The sequence below is a fragment of the Providencia sp. PROV156 genome (assembly GCF_028480905.1).
GTDB classification, from domain to species: domain Bacteria; phylum Pseudomonadota; class Gammaproteobacteria; order Enterobacterales; family Enterobacteriaceae; genus Providencia; species Providencia hangzhouensis.
Genome location: NZ_JAMPPE010000022.1, coordinates 1 through 22427 on the forward strand (window position 1 = coordinate 1; position 22427 = coordinate 22427).

The following is a 22427-nucleotide window of genomic DNA, read 5'->3' on the forward strand; positions in this document are numbered from 1 at the left end:
TAGTTGAATAAGGCTAAGTATCTATTTCTTATGGAGGAACGTCTATGATATCTCCGAAGGAAATTGTCGGGAGTAACATAAAAAGGATCCGTTTAAAAAAAGGGTTGAGTGGAGCTGAGTTGGCTGATCGGCTGTTATGTTCGCAACAACATATTTCTCGTATTGAACGAGGGCTTACTCGACTGAATATGGCGCAAATCTATTGTATTGCGGATTGTCTTGACGTCAATATTCAATGGTTATTAGAAGGGGTAGGTTTTCTGGTTAATCCTTTAGACCGAATATATGACCAAATGTATTACTTCCAAGCAGAAGGTTTATTTTAGAGTTCTTGCTCATTATTAAAATAAATAGAGTTAATGATTATGTTAATGAATACTCCTCCATCGGAAATAGATTTATTTATTGGAATTAAAATAAAACAGTTACGAAAAGAAAAAGGATTAACGGGAAAGGAGTTAGCTCGATGTCTTGGTGTTAGCCAGCAGCAGGTTTCGCGCTATGAACAAGGCATTAATTGTGTGCATATTGATTTGCTCGCTAAATTATCAGAGATGTTTAAAGTTCCTATTCAAACATTTCTACCCAGTAATGATATTTAATATCCTTATTTTTATTATTTATCTTAAATATATTTAATTTGAAAAATTAAATATATTTAAATTCTATTTTATTTTCTCATTGCAAGAGAGTGTTTGTAATGAGCAATGTAGTCTAACACTCAATATTTATTGAACAACAAACATAGGAAATAATCTTCATGAAAATGAAAACCATTGCAATGGCAACGTTTATGGCGCTGGGTTTAGCCTCTGCAGCAAATGCAGCAGACCAAGGCCACGGTAAAGTGACATTTAAAGGTTCAATTATTGATGCACCGTGCTCAATTTCACCGGATTCAATTGACCAAACTGTTGAACTGGGTCAAATCTCCAACATGGCTCTTGTGGATGGCGGTAAGTCTAGCCCACGTATATTTGATATCGCCTTAGAAAACTGTGATGTGACTAACTTAACGAAAGGCGTGCAATTAACTTTTACGGGGGCAGCAGCATCCTTTGACACAACCAATAAAACATTGGGGATTGTGGGAACCGGTGCGGGTGCGGGCGTTCAAATCACCAATGGGAGTGGTAATGTTATTACATTAGGCACAGCAACCCCGTTCCAAAACATCCAAGATGGTAATAATACACTGCGTTTCTCTGCGTACTTAATGGGTAATGGTGGTGATATTTCAACTATCACTCCGGGTGATTTTAGCTCTGTCGCTGACTTTACTTTGTCTTACGAGTAATTCATAAAAAACCTCGCGCTACAAGGACGTTTTGCGGGGTTATTTTAAGCGGTATAGCACACAGGAGAAGAAAACCATGAAGTGGTTAGCGACTTATGGATTATTTTCATTAACGCTGAATCTGTGGGCGTTCACGCTCCCCGCGAATGCGCAAAGTTCGGTGAAGATGCGGGGCAGTATTATCGAAACCGCCTGCGCCATTGACGTCGGCAGTCGTGACCAAACCGTTGAGATGGGCAGTTTACCTTTAACACAAATTCGTCGTGATGGGCAAGGGCCTGCACGCCCTTTTGTTATTCGATTAGTCAATTGTGTTCTTGAACGACCCAACCCGAATAAGCCGAACTGGCAGTATTTTCGTGTGACATTTGATGGCCCACAATCTCGCGGACTGTTTGGGATCCAGGGGCAAGCGAAAGGGGTAGGGTTACAAATTCAGCGTGATGATGACGGTGAAATTGCGGTGCCTGGAAAATCCTTGTCGGCTCAGTTGTTGACGCTAGGGACACGGGATTTAGCCTTTCAGTTGCGCTTGGTGGCCAATCAGGACCCACTGGCTTCGGGGCAATATACCAGCTTATTACGGTTTAAATTGGATTACGAATAACCGTTTTTTGGTTGTCACACTGTCAACATGATGGGTGTCATGACGTAATGAATATAGAACAAATAAGAAGGTCGAGATGATGACCCTAAATTGTATTTCTGCGCCATTGTTAGGGATTAGCCGACCTCGTTGGTTGGGGTTGTTTGTGTCCATCGTACTCTGTAGTCAAAGTTATGCGGCTGACATTGAATTCAATACCGATATTTTAGATGTCAATGACCGAGCCAATATTGATTTGAGTCAGTTTTCACGTCCGGGGTATTTAATGCCCGGCGAATACCGTTTTACTGTGTTTTTGAACAAGCACAGCTTGCCTGAGCAAACGGTGTTTTATTATGCCCCCGATGACCAGCCGGATGAGAGTTTAGCTTGTTTGAGTCCGACGTTAGTGGAGTTGCTAGGACTTAAACCCGAGTTATTACCCACGTTGCAGTGGTGGCATCAAGGGCAGTGTTTGTCGCTGGCAAGTTTGCCAGGAACGGAAGTGAAAGCGGATTTGGCTGCTTCGGCGTTGTACATCAGTTTACCGCAAGCCTATTTAGAATATACCGCAGAGAATTGGGACCCTCCGGCTCGATGGGAAGAGGGGTTGTCTGGCGCGTTATTTGATTATAACGTCAATGCGCTGGTGGGGCAGCAAACCCGTGGCGGGCAGCGAACCAATATGAGCACCAGTGGTAACGGTGTTGCCGGGGTAAACTTAGGGGTTTGGCGAGCGCGTGCCGATTGGCAATTGCGCTTGGATAAACAACAAGGACAAGGTACGACAAGTTCGCTTGATTGGACCCGTTATTACGTGTATCGCGCAATTAAAGCCTTAGGGGCCAAACTCACCCTCGGGGAAGATTATTTAGTCTCTGATATTTTTGACAGCTTTCGGTTTACGGGGCTGAGCCTCATCACCGACACCAATATGTTGCCGCCGAATTTACGCGGTTATGCGCCTGAAATTACGGGCGTGGCTAAAAGTAATGCGACGGTGATTGTGAGTCAACAAGGGCGCATTATTTATCAAACGCAAGTTGCGGCAGGACCATTCCGCATTCAAGATTTGAATGATGCGTTAGCGGGTGAGCTCAATGTCGAAGTGAAAGAGCAAGACGGTTCAAGTCAAACGTTCACCGTGAGTACGGCGAGCGTGCCGTATCTGACGCGTCCCGGGCAGCTACGCTATAAGCTTGCGGCAGGGCGTCCGACAGACTGGCGCCATCATGTGAGTGGTGAAACCTTTGCGAGTGGCGAATTTTCGTGGGGGGTAAATAACGGATGGTCGCTGTATGGTGGAGGCATTGCGGCTGAAAATTACGCCTCTGCGGCGGTGGGGATTGGGCGAGACTTGCTGATGTTTGGGGCGTTGTCGTTTGATATTACCCATGCGCGTTCGCGTTTGAAAGGGTTAACGGAGATAGGGGATAAAACCTATCGGGGCAGTTCATACCGACTCAGTTATTCCAAACGTTTTGATGCCTATAACAGTCAAGTGACTTTTGCCGGGTACCGTTTCTCTGAGCAAGGCTTTATGAGTATGTCAGAGTATCTGGATGCACAATCGACGGGCGTGAGGCAATACAACAGTAAAGAGATGTACACCATCTCCTATAACCAACAGTTCCCTGAAATCGGTTTAAGTGCGTACATCAACTACTACCACCAGACCTATTGGGACCAGCCGGATAACGACCGTTATAGCGTGTCGTTAGCCCGTTATTTTGATATTGGCAAATGGAAAAACATCAGTCTGAATTTAACGGCATATCGAAATCAGTATCGCGAGACGAAGGATGATGGCGTGTATGCGTCACTGTCGGTGCCGTGGGGGGAAAAAGGGACGCTGAGCTTAAACAGCAGTTGGGATAAAAACGATAATACCCAGCGCGCCAGTTATTACGACCGAATCGACGAGCGAAGTAATTATCAATTGAGTACGGGATGGTCACGTTCCGGCGCCTTAGTAAGTGGCTATTACACCCATGATGGAAATTTGGCGCAAATTAATGCCAATGCCACCTATCAACAAGACCGATATCGCTCGGCCGGGTTGTCATTCCAAGGCGGCTTCACAGCCACAGAGAAAGGGGCGGTTATGCACCGTAATAACCAACTTGGTGGGACGCGAATTTTTGTGGAGACCGATGGGGTAGCGGATATTCCGCTGCGCGGGTATGGCTCGACGGTTCGAACGAATCGATTTGGGCAGGCCGTTCTGACGGATGTGAACAGTTATTACCGCAACCAAGTCAGTGTCGATTTGAACACGTTACCGGAGGAAGCGCAGGTTGCTCAATCCGTTAAGCAAGGCACGTTAACCGAAGGGGCGATTGGCTACCGCCAATTTGAGGTCGTGTCGGGTCACAGTGCCATGGCGCTTCTGCGTTTGGCAGATAACAGTACACCGCCGTTTGGGGCTCAGGTATTTAATGCTCGGGGTCAGCAAGTGGGTATGGTTGGTGACGATGGCAGTACGTATTTAACGGGACTGAATGCGAACGATATTTTACAGCTCCGTTGGGATGATAGCGTGCAGTGTGAAATCACGTTACCGAGTGTCTTACCGGATAATGACACGTTACTGTCGAATTGGTTATTGCCGTGCCATTCACCGGGGCGTCAGTCCTCTCCAGTGGTGAAGTCGGCAGCGGTAAGTACCCCCTTGCCGTCGGGAAAACCGGTGATGCGAGATGACCTGACCTGTACAACGTCGTGTCAGGCAGAGATGAAACCCGTGATTGAGCCTGCAAACTCACAGGCGACGCGGTGGTTACTCAAATAAACTAACGATATCGATTGGGTGATGTTATTCCGCTACGTCGAACGCAGCGGGTCACCTGAACGTCAAAGAATGACATCAAGAAGGCAATAAACATGAACAATGCAGTGACACATCCCCTCATCACTCAATCCTCTCGTGCGATGGTGATGGTATTGGGGGGCACAATACTGAGTACATTAATAATGTCATCGGCTCAGGCGGCGGTGGCTTTAGACCGTACTCGCGCCATCATCACAGGGGATGATAAATCCATTAGCTTAAATATCAGCAATGAAAATAAGCAACTGCCGTATTTGGCGCAAGGTTGGATTGAGAATGCGCAAGGAGAAAAAATCACAGACCCGTTTACGGTATTACCGCCCGTGCAACGTGTTGAACCCGGCGCTAAAAGCCAAGTGAAAATTCAGGCACTCCCCAGTGTTGCCGCGCTTCCGCAAGACCGAGAGTCGGTGTATTACTTTAACTTGCGGGAAATTCCGCCGAAAAGTGATAAACCCAATACGCTGCAATTAGCGTTGCAAACCCGGATTAAGTTGTTCTATCGCCCGAAAGCCATTATTCCAACGCGTGAGCAAATGGATAATCCGTGGCAAGAAAAAGTGACGTTGACACGTCAAGGTGACCAATACACGTTGGTCAACCCGACGCCCTACTACGTGACGATTGTGGATGCGGTACCACGTAAAGACGGCAAAACGGTGACGGGATTTGAGCCTGTAATGGTTGCGCCAAAAGGAAGTCAAGTCATGCCGGTCAGTGCAACGGCATTGGGCAATAGCCCGGTACTGACTTACATCAATGATTACGGTGGTCGCCCTACCCTGACATTTAGTTGTCAAGGTAACCAGTGTCATGTGGTACCGGAAAAGAAATAATCCCCCGAGCATATCGGAAAAGGAGTAAGCATGAGCGAACAGCATCGGTCATTAAACCAAAGTGTAATTGGCGCTGGGATGATCTTCAGTCTACTCAGTGCTTCCGCAATGGGAACAGCGCTGGATAAAGTGGATAACTGGGATGTGGATGGCGCGCATGGCACATTATATGTCACCGGGGCGTTAACGGAGAGTGCTTGCCGCTTAGCGATGTCATCCGCCTACCAAACGGTCAATCTCGGGACAACGGGAACGGGACAATTACAGCATGAAGGTCAGACAGGTACCCCTGTCGCGGTACAACTGCGTTTAGAAGATTGTTTAAGTGGTGAAAGTCGTCAGCGTAATAAACTCGGCAATTTATTGTGGAGTCCTGATATGCCTGCGATGAAAATTCGTTTCTTGGCGCCGGCCGATAGTCAAGAGCCACGACTCGCCGCGGTGACGGGGGCAAAAGGGATTGGGTTGCAATTGAGTGATGCGTCTCGGCGTCCGATAACACTGGGACAGTATAGTGCGCCTCAGTTAGTGTCGCCGGGACAAAATCAACTGACGTATTATGTGACCCCAGTTCGCACTTCAGCGGGGTTAAATGCGGGTGCATATCAGGCTCTCATTCAGTTTCAAGTGAGTTATGACTAGAGGGCATGATGATGCGAATAATCAGTTTCATCACACCGTGTTTTAAAGCTATTGTATTTTCGGCGCTCGTTTTATTTAGTGCTATTGCGTCAATGAGTTTTTTTTACTCGTCGGCTAACGCTGCAGATTTAGCAACCAATATTCAAATTCGCGTTACGGTCTATGGCGAGCCCGATTGTACCCTTGGTGGGGCGACATCGACATCCGTAGATTTTGGCGATGTACATCAGGCTCTAATTGATGGCGTATATAAGCGGTTACCCATTAATTACAATTTGGTCTGCAATGGCCTTTATAAAAATGGGTTAAAGATGCGACTGAATTGGACAAATCGACAAATCAACGGGTTGTCATCGGTCACTACGAATTTAACGGATTTAGGGATTGCAATTTATCAAGGTAATACCCGGTTAAGTAGTGGGGCAACGTTAAATTTTAATTACGGAAGCTCACCAGCTTTATATGCGGTTCCTGTTAAGCCAACGGGGAGCAATTTGACGGATGGGGGCAATTTTACGGGCAATATCACGATGACACTGGATTACCAATAGGACTATCTCAATGAAGCAACGCAATGTTCTCTTTTCGGTATGCATGTTATTTGGGATATTTAGCCAATGTGATGCATTAACCCTGAATATTGGCTTAAAGGGGCGTTTATTGGTTACGCCCCCCGAATGCATTCTTAATAATAACCAGCAGGAAGTCGTTCACTTTGGGGATATATTATTGCCTCGAATTGATGGTGTGGAATACAAGCATCGCGTTCCGATGACATTAAGCTGTACAGGACTCGTTAAAAATACCCTAAAAATGACATTTGTTGGGGCTGGGACATCATTTACCAGTAATGGCGCATTAGCGACGAGTAATTCGAAATTAGGCTTAGCCTTTTATGTCAATAATGTCAGGCAAGCGATAAATCAGCCATTCAATGTGGTCTATACGACACTGCCATCATTGGAGGTTGCTCCCATTAAAAACAGTGGTGCCAATTTCAGCGATACGGATGGTGGCTTTTTTACCGCACAGGCAACACTGAAAATTGATTATCAGTGAGATGGATTATGTGGAATAACAATAAAAAAAGACCGTGGATGAATATGCTCCTGTTGTGGTGTCTCGGGATATCATCAGCGAATGCAAATTGGTTATTTGATGGCACGCTGATTATTCCACCGGTGTGTCAATTAAGCCAAGACGACCCGATTAAAGTCTCATTTGGTAAAGTGGGGGTGAGAAAAGTGGATGGTGTTGCGTTTAAACAAACGATCCCCTATCAATTAAATTGTGTTGGTGATATGAGCCAACCGTGGGACATCAGTTTAACCTTTAGTGGTACGCCTGCGGGGAATGGATTTGACAATGCGACATTGCAAGCCATCTCACCGTTAAACAATGGAAAATTGGGGATCCAAATTCAAAAAAATGGTCAGCCGCAACCATTAAATAATGCCTTTTTAGTTGATCGAACCGCATTGCCCATCTTGTCGGCGGTGCCGGTTATGCGAGCAGGCTCTGAGCTGGTTGGTGATAATTTTACCGCCTCTGGCACATTAACGGTCATCTTTGAATAACGGCGAGGAGCATATTATGTCTAACCAATACCGCGGTTATATCGCCTGTGGACTTTTACTCTTTGGGATAACAACCAGTTTCGCTGCCAAAGTCGATTTTGATGGCACACTCATTGAAGATGCGTGTGATGTTTACCCGGGGGATGAAGCGATTGAATTAGATTTTGGTACGATTATTAATAAATATTTATATCTTAATACTCGAACACACAGTCAGCCTTTTGCTATTCGACTCATTAATTGTGATTTATCCCTTGGGCACGAGGTGAAAGTTACTTTTTTGGGAATGGAGAGTGCGGTTTTACCTGGGCGATTAGCACTGGATGGGGGGAGTCAAGCGAAAGGGGTTGCTGTAGGGTTAGAGACATCCTCCGGGATCGCACTTGCCATTAATCATGGTGTCTACACACAAGCTTTATATGCCAGCAATAACAATGTCTTAAATTTACAAGCTTACGTTCAAGGTGAGCCTATGGCCTTACAAAATAAGTCATTAGTTTTAGGTCCATGGTCAGCGACAGCAACGTTTAAATTAGATTACGAGTAACTTATTATGCGCATTGACTTATTAAAAGAAACACATCGCTTGAAGCCTCAATCTCTTTGGCTTTTGCTTTTTTTTGTTGCAATTTGTGCGACGTTATTGCCTGTTCGTAGTGCCCAGGCTGGGGCTTATGTAATGCCTATAAGTGTTATTCCTGGCGCTGGAGGTCAAGGGTTACCTAAGGTAACACAAGAAATTATCTATTGGGATGAAGATAATTCAACCTTAAACCCTTGCTATGGCGTAACAGAATGTTGGATTGGGCCGGATGTTTTATACTCCAGTAATTATCCTAGTTTAAGAGGTACTTGTGAATTTTATAATAACTGTATTGAAATTAGTGGGTATAGATACGCCTATCAAGTCATGAATGCATTTAAAGCATCAAAAGGGATCCCATATAGGGCAATATTTGATATAAGCTCATCTGATGCGACTTGTGTGGGGCTATTTTATGTTCCCCATAGACCGAAAAATAACGTGTTTGATTCCCAATTATGGCCAGGAAGTACTTGTGGTCAGCTACCCCCTGCAAATCAATTTTGCAGCATCAGTTTACCATCTTATGTCGATCATGGCTCAATAAGTAACTCGAATTTAAACGGGCAAATAAAAAGTGTTAGTGGTACTATCAGTTGTACACGACCAGCGAGTTTAAAGGTTTATGCGCGTTCAACAACGGGGGAGCGCTATATTTATATGAATTCGAATAGCGCCTTTTATTCTCGTCCGTTAATTAATAATCAAGACGGATGGTATGGGGTCAATATCTCTGTTTCAGGCAGTAATGTAAATAATCCATTTACGTTTACGTCTGAATTGCATACAACTACTAGTGCGATAACACCCGGTTATTATACTGGGAATTCGATAGTTATCATATCGTTTAATTAATATTAAAGATATTATATATTACTAAATAATAGTTAGGTGAAATTTAACTCGGTAAATAAGACTGTTTTCCAGGGATTCATTATATGAATTTCCTAGTTAAGCAGTTTTAGTTATTGAATATATTCATGCAAATAATTCTTGTATGGGATTATTTGTTGGGGGGATGAAAAACACAAAGTGTTATATGCAATGTTAAATAATGGTATTAATTCAATATGGTTTTGATTAGAATGAGCTGTTGCTGTAATTATATGTTAAAAATTTTAAATGAATTACAGTTGTTATTCATTATAGTGCCGTAAGTGGTTCATGATTTTGATGTTTATAACTTGTGAGTTTATAGGGGCGTGTATTCAATCCGGTGATTAACCTGTAATATAGGGTAATTTACCGGGGAATATTCATGGCTAAAGTTGATGTAAGGTGCCCATTTTGTCAACAAACTCCCTCAGTGAAAAAACATGGCTTAGGGAGCACTGGTCATCAACGTTATCGCTGCCAAGACTGCCGCCGAAGCTTCCAACTCGACTATGAGTATCGAGCCTGCCAGCCCGGTACCAAAGATAAAATTATCGACCTCACGATGAATAATGCCGGTATTCGTGATACCGCTAGAGCCCTTCATATCAGCATTAATGCGGTTGTTCGCACTTTAAAAAACTCTCACCGAGGCAGGTAACCTCTTTACCTCTTGATAATCTGCACATTGAACTCCTTTGCGAAGTCGATGAACAGTGGTCTTTTGTAGCTAATAAGAAGCAACAACGCTGGCTTTGGTATGCGTGGGAGCCCCGCCTAAAACGGATTATTGCTCATACGTTTGGTCGTCGAAACAAAAGGACTCTTCGCCAGTTACTGGCTTTACTGTCTCGGTTTAATGTGGCTTTTTGGTGCACGGATAAGTTCAGTACTTATGAGATATTGCCTAAACAAAAACACGTAGCAAGTAAGTTTTATACCCAACGAATAGAAAGAGAGAATCTGAACTTAAGAAATCGCTTAAAGCGTCTTAACCGTAAGACGTTAGGTTACTCTAAGTCGCCTGAAATGCATGACAAAATCATCGGCACATTCATCGAGCGGGAGCATTACCTATTGTGATGATCTCTATATTGAATACACGACCGTCTCTTACAACTATTGTTGCTTCACCGTATTCATTTAGATTACTGTTAAAAGTTACAAAATAGACTCCATTTTTTACAAGATTATTCACTATATAATATATTAATTGATAGAGCTTAATTTTAATGTATCACCAAAAGACAATATAGGGGAAAAATATAAAATCATGCAAAAAAATGTAATCTTTCATTATGTAAATTGAATCACTTTTACATATTTACCTTAAATTGTCCACTCCCCCTAAAATAAGACAGCTATAATTAGATTTTTTGTCCTAACAATTGCAGAGGCTAGATGAAAAAAGCGCGTTTTACTGAAACTCAAATCGTCAATATTTTAAAGCTCGCTGATTCTGGTATCAAAGTGGAAGATATCTGCCGCCAAAATGGCATTAGCAACGCCACTTACTATATCTATGGACTACCTCCGTTTTGTAAGTACTGAATGAGGTTTTAGGTTGTTGCTTACATCTATCTGGCATCAGAAATATCTGTGCCCAAATGGGTAATCCGCACACAATCGCCTCAACAACTGAACGGCTACGAAGGCCAATATAATAATCAGGTTCCGATCGTGCAGGTTTAACCTGTGGCCATTTTTCAATACTTTACAACTTTTAAAGGTATGCTATTACACTGCCGGTCCGTACTCTGTTTCTTTGTGAAGAATTGACCAAATAACTCTGGTATTTTATTGGCGACTGCAACGGTCGTTTTGTTAAATCCTCGTCGCTTTTTTAGCTGATTAACCCATTGATTTAAGTAACCCTCATTATTAGTTGCAGCCACCCTGACGACAGCCCAGGCTCTGTGAATTAATAAGGTTTGCAGATGCTTATCGCTTTTTTGGTCATGTTCATTAGCACCTGTCAGTTACCACTGGAGTGCAGCCTTAGTACAAGACCCAATCAGGCTGAGAAATGGTGGTCATTTTTGAATTCAGTTCCTTTGCTAATCGCAGCAACAACCGTAGTAGCTGTTTTAGAGCCAATACCTTTAACTTAGACAATCTGCTGACAGGCTTAGGATTGTCGAAAAACAGCATCAATTTCTTTATCAAAAAAGTTGATACGACGACCAAGGTCGTTGAAAAGAGCATAGAGTTCTGCGATCGTTCTACGCATTCTGGCACTAAGACCATTTTCTGCGTCTCCCTGTGTCAGCGGAACAGCGTGATGGATTCAGGAGACAGTCGCACCGATTGTTATTCCTCGGTCAAGCAGCAGTCCTCTGATTTGACAGATTGTCGCAGTGCAGTGATTAACAATACGCTGTCTTGCCCGATGCAGGGTCTGAATATCCTGCGGTTCCGGACTTTTGGGTAGTACGAATTGCATTGTTGGTTGCATCAGAGCAGTTGCGATAGCCTGTGCATCATTAAGCGCTTAAGTTCATCTTAGTTTGCGCTTTTCACCATAGGAAGATAAGTATCAATTTAATAGCTTGCATTAAATAAAAAAATAATACCACAACAGCCATCTTTACGGATATCCGTAAAGATGGCTTAGGGTTTAGTTTGATTAAGGTTCTAGCTTATGGATGTCATTGGGGGACCACAGCATTCTTTATTTCCCGCCTTAAGGGATGAAAGCGGTTTGACTCTCATTTTGTTGTCCTATCTACCCACTCGTATGATAAACATATCCTCCACTGTGAAAAATTCCTCCTTGTTCAAGACAAACATCACGTCCATAGCGTTCATAGTCAAAGTAATGGGATAAATGACCCAGTTGTGCTAAATCATAACAACCACTTTCTTGTATCCAGTAATAACCTAAATCATATTCATTATTGACTCCAGCTAATTGCTGGAAAGAATCTAAATTATCCGCTAAATGAATTAAATCATGGATTGAACTCGCTGAAGAACCGATTTCAATTGCCGCCTGATAAAGGTCAATTTCATCAGGCGATAACATGGCTAATTGTGTGGCTAATTCGTTCAACTCATCTAAAAGGCTGTATTCTGAAATGTACGACGAAAGGCCATCAATTGAGGATTCATAGTCCGTCAAGAAATACTCTTCATACTGAATACCATCAATGCCAATCCGCATTAAACAGTGTTCGATCTCTTTTGAGGTTGCTGGAAGCTCAAGCCACTCACCAACCAGTTCACCTTCGTTATATTTTCCTAAGTTTGTAATAAAAACAGAAATCATTCCCGATTTTAGGCATGGGGAAACCGTCGCTGTTATACGCATATTCATGTCCTATTATTGATGTATTGTGATTTAATTAATGGCGATATTTTGATAAAGGGATCTATTTCCCTTTAGAAGATGATATTGATATAAAATCCCCATTAGATGAAAACAGACAATCTGCTTTAAAAATGATTAATGACGTTTTAGAGCAGGATAATGAGTTGCCTTACAGTCCCGATAACATGTTATGCTTTCTATCATGATTTCATTTTGCGCGGGTTAAAACGAAAAAAGCCCCTGTCCAATAAACTAGGGTCAGTTCAGACTCACAGACTCCTAAGAGATGAAACCCCATCAGGGGTTTCCGTTAACTTATGGCTATCAATCAAACGTGTATTCACACTCGATACATTCATAACGAGCAAATACCACGCCATCTAAAGCTGAACCACTCACAGCCCCAGCAGTAGCTCCAGCTACTAAACGTCCAAATAAAGCGCCTACCGCAGCACCAGCAATCGTCCCTACAACAGGAACAGCAGAGCCGATAGACGCTCCAGCTAGTGCGCCTGACACGCCACCAGCAACAGCTCCTGTCTTTTTCCCTATATGACGTTCACGAATGCGAGTTGAATCGCAGGCCGGGCAACGAATGTAATTTTCCATGATAATTTCCTTTTAGGTTGATTTAAAAGCAAAAAAGCCCCTGTCCGTGAGGACAGAGGCTTTCAGTGATAAAGCTTCTTTATTGAATGAGATGTATTACGATAAATCGTGGTTAGTTATCATGCGTTTTGACGATTAAAATTCCCATGAAGAATATTTCCACCATTTCTCAATGAATCGATATAGTCGGCATACTACCACATTATTTCACTTCTCGTATTGCAAATGGATCTTCTATATGACATGGTTAAAGTCTTAGTGATTCATTGGATTATTCAATTTAGCAAAATCGAAAGGTGATATTGTTTTCTCCCGATTAGCATCCAAATAATCAGCCCACCACTGCACCATAAGCCTCCGTTCCTCAATATGCTCAGCTTTATGAATGTAAGCTGCCCTCACTGAATTACGTTCTTGGTGGCTCATTTGCCTTTCTACTGCATCCTTCGACCATAACCCTGATTCAATCAAAGAGCTACATGCCATTGTTCTGAAGCCGTGTCCGCACACTTCTGTTTTGGTGTCATAGCCCATGACTCGTAAGGCTTTATTGACGGTATTTTCACTCATTGGTTTAAAGGGGTTATGAGCGCCTGTTAAAATAAGTTCATGTTGACCAGTCCAAGCGTGTAATATTTTAAATAATTCTATTGATTGTTTGCTAAGGGGAACTAAATGAGTTGTACGCATTTTAGCTCCACGATGAGAGTATTTTACCCCGGGAATTGGTTCTCTTTTTGGAGGAATAGTCCAAAGAGCCTTTTCTAGATCAATCTCTGACCATCTAGCATAGCGTAGTTCACTTGAGCGAGTGAAAACAAGAAGACTAAGATTGACAGCTATTTTAGTCATAGGATGTCCCTTGTAGTTATCAATTCGAGTGAGTAGTTCAGATAATTGTTCCAGTTCAAGTGCAGGGCGATGTTGAGATTTCGCAGTAGTAATTGCACCAGCTGTATCAATAGCTGGATTATAGTTAATTATCCCGGATTGGATAGCGTAACGCATAATAGCGCCTATACGCTGCTGTAGCCTAACAGCGGTTTCAAATGCTTCTTTACTTTCAACTGCTCTAATGGGGAGTAAAAGATCAGGAGTATTTAAAGATGAAATATCTCGTGAACCAATAAAAGGGAATATATAAGTTTCTAAGCTTCTAATAACTCTCAAGCTGTGGGACTCTGACCATTTCTTATTTGAAGAGTGCCATTGCCTAGCTATAGATTCAAATGACAAGTTTGTATTTGAGATAATCTTGTTTACTCTTTTTTGTTCACAGGGGTCTATACCATTTGCAATTAGTTTTCTAGCATCATCCCGTTTGGTTCGGGCTTCAGATAATGAAATTGTGGGATATAAGCCCAATGCAAGGGTATTCTCTTTGCCTTGATGGCGGTAACGCATTCTCCAATATCGTGAACCATTAGGATGGACAAGTAGGTGTAGACCTAATCCATCTGTAAGTTTATATGGCTTAGTATCGGGTTTCGCTGCCCGAATTTTTGCATCAGTTAGCGGCATAACTAGATTCCAAAATAAAAATTGAGGGTATAATATATATCGAACTATTTTATACCCATAATTGTACCCTCACAAGAGGCTTGATGTAGGGAGAGTTAAGTTGAATTCGGTTGAGTTAAAAATGAAGAATTGGACTAGTATAATAGGTTATTTAAGAGGTTAGGAGAGTTATGTGGACTTCTGTTGAATAAAGGATGGTGCCCCCTGCAGGAATCGAACCTGCAACTAGCCCTTAGGAGGGGCTCGTTATATCCATTTAACTAAGGGGACTTTTGGAGTCGTAATTACGACAGCGAAGGCATTTTACTGTTCAGGTCTAATTGAATCAAGTTGTTACGGGCAAATAATCCAATTTATCTTCTATAAATATTTTTTTGACTATTTTTCACTCGAAAATAGGGTGATTATCATTTCTATAATTAAGGGAAGTGAGCATTTCTGCTTTGTACTAATTGTTCAATTTTCTTATAATAAGAATATGATTAAATGGCGTATAATTAGTCCTTAAGGGAATTAAATAACTCAAAAGGATTAACATAATTCTTTTTTTAGCCTTACTATAAGCAAAACAGTTATTACAGTGGAAAGTACCGTAGTGGAACGGTGCAGGGAATGGAGAAATGTTATGAAGTTTCGCATGACGGGTGTTTTTCTGGCAGGGGTGCTAATTGCAGGTTGTGCAAGTAGCATTGACCCAGAAACACATGAGCGTTCAGACCCCTTAGAAGGGTTCAACCGAGCAATGTTTAATTTCAACTATAACGTCCTCGACCCTTATGTGTTAAGACCAGTCGCTGTTGCTTGGAATGATTATGTCCCGATGCCTGCCCGTAATGGATTAACCAATTTTTTTGTTAACCTTGAAGAACCTGCAAGTATGTTGAATAGCTTTTTGCGGGGTGAAGTTACTCAAGGTTTCAAACATTTTAACCGCTTTTTCCTTAATACCGTCTTTGGCATGGGGGGACTCATTGATGTTGCATCAATGGCCAATCCTCAGCTAGTTAAAGAAGAACCCAAACGCTTTGGTAATACATTGGGTTATTATGATGTGGGCTATGGCCCCTATGTGGTACTGCCAGGATATGGTAGCGCAACACCGAGGGAACAAGGGGGGGACTTAGTTGATGATTTATATCCAATGCTAAGCTATCTCACATTCTGGATGTCAGCGGGTAAATGGGCACTGGAAGGAATTGAAACTCGAGCAAGGTTATTAGATTCAGATGGATTACTGAAAAACTCTTCAGACCCGTACTTAATGATGCGAGAAGCCTATTTCCAACGTAATGACTTTTTATCAAGTGGTGGTGCGTTAAAAGCAACAGAAAACCCAAATGCAGCAGCGATTGAAGACCAACTTGATTCGATAGATTAGTATATTGAATTGTTTTGGAAGGTTTATCACTCTCTTGTATACGAATGATACTAGAGAGTGATAAATAAAAAGCTAATCATTGTCTCGCTTTCCTCGTTGAGAGATGGTGTCAATTAAGGCTATTACCCCTAATACACCAATAAAACCGACAGTAAACAGTGTTCCCATAAAGCCTCCTAAGTTTTAGTCATTGTTGCCTCTTTTACATGCCTTTCGGCTTTAGCCAATAATAGAATATAGCGTGATTAATACAGTTTGATGAAAAAGCCATACATATTAGTGGATATCATCAGTATAAAATATGCTATTAGGTTGTACTTGCAAATAAGAACATTCAGAGAATGAATGGTAATCTAATGAAATATAAAACGATTTATCTTAAAAATGCGATAGTGTGTATTTTATAAAGAAATGATGAGGTGAACTCATGTGCTTAACATTTAATTTACATATGATGTGGGTTAGGGTCAAGAAAATTTATGTTAAGTTTTGAAAATTAGTGGGATGAGATAGTTGAAGTTGAAAATAATATCAGGGAGGGAGCTCCCTGATATTTAAAAATTCAATTAATTAGAATGTATAGTTGAAGTTTACGCCGTATAACCAAGCAGAACCTTCAGATTTGAAATGATATGCTGGAAGGATGCTTTCAGGAACATCTTCACTTAATCTTTCTTTAATATCCACTTTTTTACCGTGCATATAAGAAATACCCACATCAACAGAGGCATTTTCATTAAATGCATAAGTGGTACCGGCACTTAACCAGTAGCGATCTTGGTCAGGTATAGAAATTGAACGGTAATCTGAACGTACAGGTGTTTGGTCGTAGGCAATACCTGTACGGAATGTCCAGTTGTCATCATAGAAATAAGTTGTACCCAGTGCTAAACGCCATGCATCTTTAAAGTGCTCAGGTTTATGGAATAACTGTTCACCATCACTTTTTCTGTAAGCGGTTAATTCTTTAAATTCACTCCAGCCAGTATAGGCAACGCTGTAGTGTAAAGCCCACTTAGGCGCAACTTTATGGTACCCAGAGAATTCCCAAATATCTGGTAAATTAAGATCTAACTTACCTTTGACTTTTTCACCCCCAGTACCATGTAACTGACTTATTGATTTAGGTATGTCATTGGAATATTTGCCATCTTCAAACTTAACTTTAACTTTTGAACGATAGCTTAAACTTAAACGGTTATCATCATTGATTTCATACAAAATACCCGCGTTCCAACCATAGCCCCAATCATCCCCTGTTAATTTGGCCATAGTAGTACTGGCAGGGAACGAAGGTAAGCCTAATTTAGGTGCTAGAGCGCCAAGGTCACCTGCGTGGCGAGTAATTTCAGCATCGGCATACACGGCATTCAAACCCAAGCCAAAACTGAAATTATTATTTACGCGGTATGCACCACTTAGGTTCAGGTTAACAGTTTTTAGGTCTGTCTTACCGCCAATAGGGCCTGCTGCATAATTTTTATTAAAATCAGTGGCTAAACCAAAGTTGGTGGTCATTGAGGTACCGACTGCCCACTTATCATTAACTGGGAAGATAAAGTGAGCATTGGGTACTACAGCGCTTGGCGCAATATCGTTTGCGGTTGTGTTACTGCCGAGTAAAGAGCCACCCTTGCCTTTAATATCAACACTTGGGTCAATATAAACGGCACCAATAGAAAGAGAAGGGCGATCAAACAACATCATGGCAGCAGGGTTTCGGCTTCCCTCACTTGCGTTGTCGCCCATCGCACCAGCCCCCGAAAACGCGCGTCCCAGTGCGGATGTAGAATATTCATTAAGCAAAAAACCAGCCGCGCCTGCGTTGGATGATACAATTGCCACTGCTATTGCTAAAGCTGATCTAGAGAACAGGTTTTTCTGGTTCATGACCAAAACCCTCTTATGTTTTATTTTGAATAAAGCGACTTCTATCGCAAGAAGCGCAGAATTGTAGGGTCCCTTGCCGCTATGACAAATCAGACCAGTTACTAGAGTATAGGTCTGACCACCTGATATGTTGCAAGCTTGTTTTGCAGTTATTGTGACTTTGTTTTCAAAAATGCGACATATTTAACAAAATGGCAACATAAACTGACGAATTGGGAGCAATAAGTATACGAATACGGGGTAAGATCAAACTTATGTTTAATTATTAGCGATATATTTTGATACACACTAGTTTTTAGCACTTTTTCAGCGTTATGATAGCAGCTTAACAGTTTGTTTATTTGGAGAGTAAGATGACTGATGCGATTAACCGTTGTAGCGCGGATGAAACCGCAGCCTGCTGCTGTGTAGATGTGGGAACAGTATTGGATAATAAAGACTGTACTGCTTCGTATCAGCATGTTTTTGCTACACAAGGTGAAGCAGAAACCATGTTGAAAACACTCACAGAGAAAGCAAAATCTGTTGAGTCAGACCCTTGTGTAATAACCCATTCTATCAAGTCTGTAGAGGGTGGAGTTGAGCTGACGGCTGAGTTTAGTTTTAGCTGTGAAGCTGAAAGCCTGATTTTTCAATTAGGCCTTCGTTAATCAAACGATTGAATTTACTCTAATTTGCCTTTTATCACTAAAACGATGGTGTGATTAACGTTCAGTGGTAAAAGGCTTCCTTTATCTTTTCACTTTCTTCTATTGCAAATCGCTGTGTTTTTACTCTAAGTTGCGTACCTGCTCGCATTTTTTATTAATACCCATTGATAATTGTGAATTTTATGTTAACAATCATTACAGGTCAGACCTCTTTGTCCGCTTAGTGAGTTAGTTAACTATAATTTTCATTTTTGCTTTTAGCAGGAGCGACCATGAATCAATATCTCCACCATGGTGAAAATACAGATAAAACAAAAGAAAGGATCGCCATTGTCAGTGGTCTACGCTTGCCTTTTGCAAAGCAATCTACGGCATATGCAGGAATTCCAGCCGTCGATTTAGGTAAAGCAGTCGTTGCTGAATTATTAGCCCGCAGTGATTTAGACAAAAACCTTATTGAGCAACTGGTATTTGGGCAAGTAGTACAAATGCCTGAAGCGCCGAATATTGCGCGGGAAATTGTTCTTGGAACAGGTATGAGTGTCTCAACAGATGCCTATAGTGTATCAAGAGCCTGTGCGACAAGTTTTCAAGCAATTGTTAACGTTGCTCAAAGTATGATGGTAGGTGATATTTCTATCGGTATTGCTGGCGGGGCCGATTCATCTTCTGTGCTTCCTATTGGCGTATCAAAAAAATTGGCCGAGACGTTATTAGCATTAAGCAAAGCAAAGTCTGTTGGGCAAAAATTATCATTGTTAGCGAAATTACGTTTGAAGGATTTAGCGCCAGTTGCACCCGGTGTTGCGGAATATTCTACAGGGCTGCGTATGGGAGATACCGCGGAGCAAATGGCGAAAAGTTATCAAATTAGCCGAGCCCAGCAAGATGAGCTTGCTCATCGCTCGCATATGTTAGCGACAAAAGCGTGGGAAAATGGCGCTTTAAATGATGAAGTTATGACTGCCTATATGCCTCCTTTTAAGCAAGCCTTTTCCCAAGATAACAATGTGCGTACAAACTCAGTATTATCATCCTATGCGAAATTAAAACCCGCCTTTGACCGTAAGCACGGTAGTGTTACCGCTGCGAACAGCACACCGTTGACCGATGGTGCTGCTGCAGTATTGATGATGACCGAGTCCCGAGCAAAATCGCTGGGTTATACGCCGCTAGGCTATATTCGAAGTTATGCGTTTTCAGCGATAGACGTATGGGAAGATATGCTATTAGGGCCTTCTTATGCCACACCACTTGCATTAAAACGTGCAGGGCTATCGTTGCAAGACTTATCCCTGATTGATATGCATGAGGCCTTTGCTGCGCAAACGCTCGCTAATTTACACATGTTTGGTAGCCGTAAATTCGCTCAGGAGAAACTGGGAATGGATAACGCAATTGGCGAAGTGGATATGGCTAAATTTAACGTCTTAGGCGGTTCTATCGCTTATGGGCACCCATTTGCGGCTACAGGCGCACGAATGGTGACTCAAACCCTAAATGAATTGCGCAGACGGGGTGGTGGTTTTGGTTTAACAACAGCTTGTGCTGCGGGTGGTTTAGGTGCAGCTATGATCTTAGAGGTGGAATAATGGCTCAAAATTCTGCTACAGAAGTTGCAAGAGAAACAACACAACAGGCTTTTAGCTTAGAAATTTATGGCGAAAACGTGGGGGTGATTTTCATTGATGTTCCCAATGAAAAAGTCAATACATTAAAAGCTGAGTTTGCGGAGCAATTCCTTGCGATTTTACAGCAAGCGCAGTCTACCTCTGGCCTGAAAGGGTTAGTTATTACCTCAGGGAAAAAAGATAATTTTATTGCAGGTGCGGACATTAGCATGATCGCTGGCTGTGAAAATAAAGCCCAAGCCAGTGAGTTGTCAAAAGCAGGCCATGTATTATTTGATAAAATCGATAATTACCCCTTGCCTATTATTGCTGCGATACATGGTGCGTGTTTAGGGGGTGGGCTAGAGCTTGCTTTAGCATGTCATGCACGAGTTTGTTCAAATGATAATAAAACGAAATTAGGCTTACCCGAAGTACAATTGGGGTTGTTACCCGGTTCCGGAGGAACGCAGCGTTTACCTAGGTTGATCGGCATTCCACATGCATTGGATTTAATGCTGACAGGTCGTCAGTTAAAAGCCAAACAGGCGCTGAAATTAGGGTTGGTTGATGATGTGGTTCCTGAGTCTATTTTACTCGACGTTGCAGTTAAAATGGTGAAAAAAGGGGGCGTTCAGCGTCCTGCTATTCATTGGCAACAGCGCCTATTAAGTAGCAAATTACTTCGCAATAAAGTGTTCGATAGTGCCAAACAAAAAGCACTCAGCAAAACCAAAGGCCATTACCCCGCCCCTGAAAAAATTATTCATGTTGTGAAAACAGGAATGAATAAAGGGTTGCAAGCCGGTTATGCAGAAGAAGCGAAAGCCTTTGGTGAGCTTGTGATGACACCAGAGTCTGCTGCATTACGTAATTTATTTTTTGCGGTTACTGCGTTAAAAAATGAAACGGGTGCACAAGCAACACCCTTGAAGATTAATCAAGTTGGTGTGCTTGGTGGCGGGTTGATGGGGGGCGGAATTGCTTATGTCACGGCTTTTCAAGGTAAATTACCCGTTCGTATTAAAGATATTTCAGACAAAGGTGTTACCCAAGCCTTGCGCTATAGCTGGGATCTGCTGACTCAGCGAGTTATCAAGCGGCGGTTATTAGCTCAAGAGCGTGCAGCCGTTATGGCTAGAGTATCAGGCACATTAAGTTATCAAGGTCTTGAAAATGCTAATGTTATTATTGAGGCGGTATTTGAAGATTTAGCACTAAAACAAAAAATGGTTGCTGAAGTTGAAAAGATGTCGAAACAACAAGCCATTTTTGCCTCTAATACATCATCTTTACCTATTCACCAAATTGCACAGAATGCGACCCATCCTGAAAAAGTTATTGGCTTACACTATTTTAGTCCAGTGGATAAAATGCCGTTGGTTGAAGTCATCCCTCATCAACACACCGATGAAACAACGATTGCAACTGTTGTTGCTTTGGCAAAACGTCAAGGCAAAACAGCGATTGTTGTAGGGGATGATGCAGGTTTCTATGTAAATCGTATTTTAGCGCCATTCTTATGTGAAGCCGCCCAATGCCTTGTTGAAGGTGAATCAATAGAGCATATTGACCGTGCTTTAGTTGAATTTGGCTTCCCTGTCGGGCCTTTTAATCTATTAGACGAAGTCGGTATTGATGTAGGGACTAAAATTTTACCGATTTTAGTTGAGCGTTTTGGTGAGCGTTTTAAAGCCCCTGATTTACTCGATAAAGTCGTTAAAGATGACAGAAAAGGGAAGAAAAACGGCAAAGGTTTTTATGAATATGGTCATCACACAAATAAGTTGTGGTTTTGGAAAAAAGCCAATAAACGTCAAGTTGATAAAACCATTTATTCACTGATTGGCGTAGTTCCCAACAATACACTGACTAAAGCGGATATTGCGCAGCGGTGCGTTATGATGATGCTTAACGAAGCTGCCCGTTGTCTTGATGAAAATATCATTAAAAGTGCGCGTGATGGGGATGTGGGGGCGGTATTTGGTATCGGTTTCCCTCCTTTCTTTGGTGGCCCATTCAGGTATATGGATAGCTTGGGGATTGCAAAAACCGTGGAAACCCTGAATAACCTCGCTGTGAAATATGGTGATAAATTCCAGCCTTGTGAATTGCTATGTAACATGGCAAAAAATAATCAAACCTTTTTTTCTGCAAATGCAGAAGATGAGGTTAACGCAACAAAACTAAGTAACGAACAATAATGGCATAGCAGGGGAGACTATTAGCCGATGG

At 42.1% G+C, this 22427-nt stretch carries 21 protein-coding genes, 1 tRNA gene and 2 pseudogenes; 18 read left to right on the forward strand and 6 right to left on the reverse strand.

The genetic code is table 11. From position 1 onward, the window contains the following. Positions 1-44: 44 nt before the first annotated feature. The 14 genes and pseudogenes from PSF31_RS15460 to PSF31_RS15525 all read left to right on the forward strand — a co-directional run. On the forward strand, positions 45-326 hold the full coding sequence (locus PSF31_RS15460; protein WP_272537703.1) for a helix-turn-helix domain-containing protein: 282 nt from the start codon (positions 45-47) through the stop codon (positions 324-326). 45 nt (positions 327-371) lie between these two features. Next, positions 372-602: a helix-turn-helix domain-containing protein gene (locus PSF31_RS15465; protein ID WP_272683207.1), complete on the forward strand. Its 231-nt coding sequence runs from the start codon at positions 372-374 to the stop codon at positions 600-602. A 158-nt stretch (positions 603-760) separates the two neighbouring features. Next, positions 761-1297 carry a fimbrial protein gene (locus tag PSF31_RS15470; protein ID WP_154611496.1) on the forward strand — a complete coding sequence of 179 codons (537 nt, stop codon included), beginning with the start codon at positions 761-763 and terminating at the stop codon, positions 1295-1297. A gap of 76 nt (positions 1298-1373) precedes the next feature. Continuing rightward, positions 1374-1904: a fimbrial protein gene (locus PSF31_RS15475; protein ID WP_154611495.1), complete on the forward strand. Its 531-nt coding sequence runs from the start codon at positions 1374-1376 to the stop codon at positions 1902-1904. Between the two features lie 76 nt (positions 1905-1980). Beyond that, positions 1981-4674 carry an outer membrane usher protein gene (locus PSF31_RS15480; protein WP_272537701.1) on the forward strand — a complete coding sequence of 898 codons (2694 nt, stop codon included), beginning with the start codon at positions 1981-1983 and terminating at the stop codon, positions 4672-4674. A 140-nt stretch (positions 4675-4814) separates the two neighbouring features. Next, on the forward strand, positions 4815-5549 hold the full coding sequence (locus tag PSF31_RS15485; protein WP_154598341.1) for a fimbria/pilus periplasmic chaperone: 735 nt from the start codon (positions 4815-4817) through the stop codon (positions 5547-5549). A gap of 78 nt (positions 5550-5627) precedes the next feature. Beyond that, positions 5628-6191: a fimbrial protein gene (locus tag PSF31_RS15490; RefSeq protein ID WP_442959492.1), complete on the forward strand. Its 564-nt coding sequence runs from the start codon at positions 5628-5630 to the stop codon at positions 6189-6191. A gap of 5 nt (positions 6192-6196) precedes the next feature. After that, positions 6197-6742, forward strand: coding sequence for a fimbrial protein (locus PSF31_RS15495; protein ID WP_272683208.1), 546 nt, complete (start codon positions 6197-6199; stop codon positions 6740-6742). Between the two features lie 10 nt (positions 6743-6752). Continuing rightward, the gene (locus PSF31_RS15500) at positions 6753-7250 is read left to right on the forward strand and encodes a fimbrial protein (RefSeq protein ID WP_311135739.1); all 498 of its coding nucleotides are present in this window, start codon (positions 6753-6755) and stop codon (positions 7248-7250) included. Between the two features lie 8 nt (positions 7251-7258). Then, on the forward strand, positions 7259-7768 hold the full coding sequence (locus PSF31_RS15505) for a fimbrial protein (protein WP_196717984.1): 510 nt from the start codon (positions 7259-7261) through the stop codon (positions 7766-7768). A gap of 16 nt (positions 7769-7784) precedes the next feature. Then, positions 7785-8315 (forward strand): fimbrial protein, encoded by a 531-nt coding sequence (locus tag PSF31_RS15510; protein ID WP_196717985.1) that lies wholly within the window; start codon positions 7785-7787, stop codon positions 8313-8315. A gap of 6 nt (positions 8316-8321) precedes the next feature. Then, complete coding sequence (locus PSF31_RS15515; protein WP_272683209.1) at positions 8322-9206, forward strand: MrpH family fimbial adhesin; 885 nt, start codon at positions 8322-8324, stop codon at positions 9204-9206. A 403-nt stretch (positions 9207-9609) separates the two neighbouring features. Then, positions 9610-10307 (forward strand): IS1 family transposase gene (locus tag PSF31_RS15520; protein ID WP_272537698.1). Its coding sequence is split into 2 segments (ribosomal slippage): positions 9610-9859 and positions 9859-10307, totalling 699 coding nucleotides; the frame shifts between segments, so codons are not numbered across the junction. Positions 10308-10625: 318 nt separating this feature from the next. Next, positions 10626-10742, forward strand: a pseudogene (locus PSF31_RS15525) (transposase); the annotation flags it as partial. 219 nt (positions 10743-10961) lie between these two features. Here PSF31_RS15525 and PSF31_RS15530 read toward each other — a convergent pair. From PSF31_RS15530 to PSF31_RS15550, 5 genes and pseudogenes are all read right to left on the reverse strand, one after another. Then, positions 10962-11709 (reverse strand): annotated as a pseudogene (locus tag PSF31_RS15530) (IS110 family transposase); the annotation flags it as partial. Positions 11710-11949: 240 nt separating this feature from the next. After that, complete coding sequence (locus tag PSF31_RS15535) at positions 11950-12534, reverse strand: antirestriction protein ArdA (protein ID WP_272537697.1); 585 nt, start codon at positions 12532-12534, stop codon at positions 11950-11952. Between the two features lie 324 nt (positions 12535-12858). Next, positions 12859-13143: a hypothetical protein gene (locus PSF31_RS15540; RefSeq protein WP_272537696.1), complete on the reverse strand. Its 285-nt coding sequence runs from the start codon at positions 13141-13143 to the stop codon at positions 12859-12861. Between the two features lie 255 nt (positions 13144-13398). After that, positions 13399-14664 (reverse strand): tyrosine-type recombinase/integrase, encoded by a 1266-nt coding sequence (locus PSF31_RS15545; protein WP_241544534.1) that lies wholly within the window; start codon positions 14662-14664, stop codon positions 13399-13401. A gap of 195 nt (positions 14665-14859) precedes the next feature. Further along, positions 14860-14934 (reverse strand) — tRNA-Arg (locus PSF31_RS15550). Positions 14935-15289: 355 nt separating this feature from the next. Here PSF31_RS15550 and mlaA point away from each other — a divergent pair. Further along, on the forward strand, positions 15290-16042 hold the full coding sequence (gene mlaA, locus PSF31_RS15555; protein ID WP_004912414.1) for a phospholipid-binding lipoprotein MlaA: 753 nt from the start codon (positions 15290-15292) through the stop codon (positions 16040-16042). Positions 16043-16612: 570 nt separating this feature from the next. Here the strand turns inward: mlaA and fadL are convergent. Then, complete coding sequence (gene fadL / locus PSF31_RS15560; protein ID WP_096864908.1) at positions 16613-17932, reverse strand: long-chain fatty acid transporter FadL; 1320 nt, start codon at positions 17930-17932, stop codon at positions 16613-16615. 353 nt (positions 17933-18285) lie between these two features. On the opposite strand from fadL, the gene PSF31_RS15565 reads away from it, so the two are divergent. The 3 genes from PSF31_RS15565 to fadJ all read left to right on the forward strand — a co-directional run bounded on the left by PSF31_RS15565 (position 18286) and on the right by fadJ (position 22396). After that, a complete protein-coding gene (locus tag PSF31_RS15565; RefSeq protein ID WP_004257173.1) occupies positions 18286-18582 on the forward strand; it encodes a YfcZ/YiiS family protein in 297 nt (98 codons plus the stop codon). A gap of 272 nt (positions 18583-18854) precedes the next feature. Next, the gene (gene fadI / locus PSF31_RS15570; protein WP_096864909.1) at positions 18855-20174 is read left to right on the forward strand and encodes an acetyl-CoA C-acyltransferase FadI; all 1320 of its coding nucleotides are present in this window, start codon (positions 18855-18857) and stop codon (positions 20172-20174) included. Beyond that, a complete protein-coding gene (fadJ, locus tag PSF31_RS15575; RefSeq protein WP_096864910.1) occupies positions 20174-22396 on the forward strand; it encodes a fatty acid oxidation complex subunit alpha FadJ in 2223 nt (740 codons plus the stop codon). Before fadI ends, fadJ begins: the two co-directional genes overlap by 1 nt. The last annotated feature ends 31 nt before the right edge of the window (positions 22397-22427 follow it).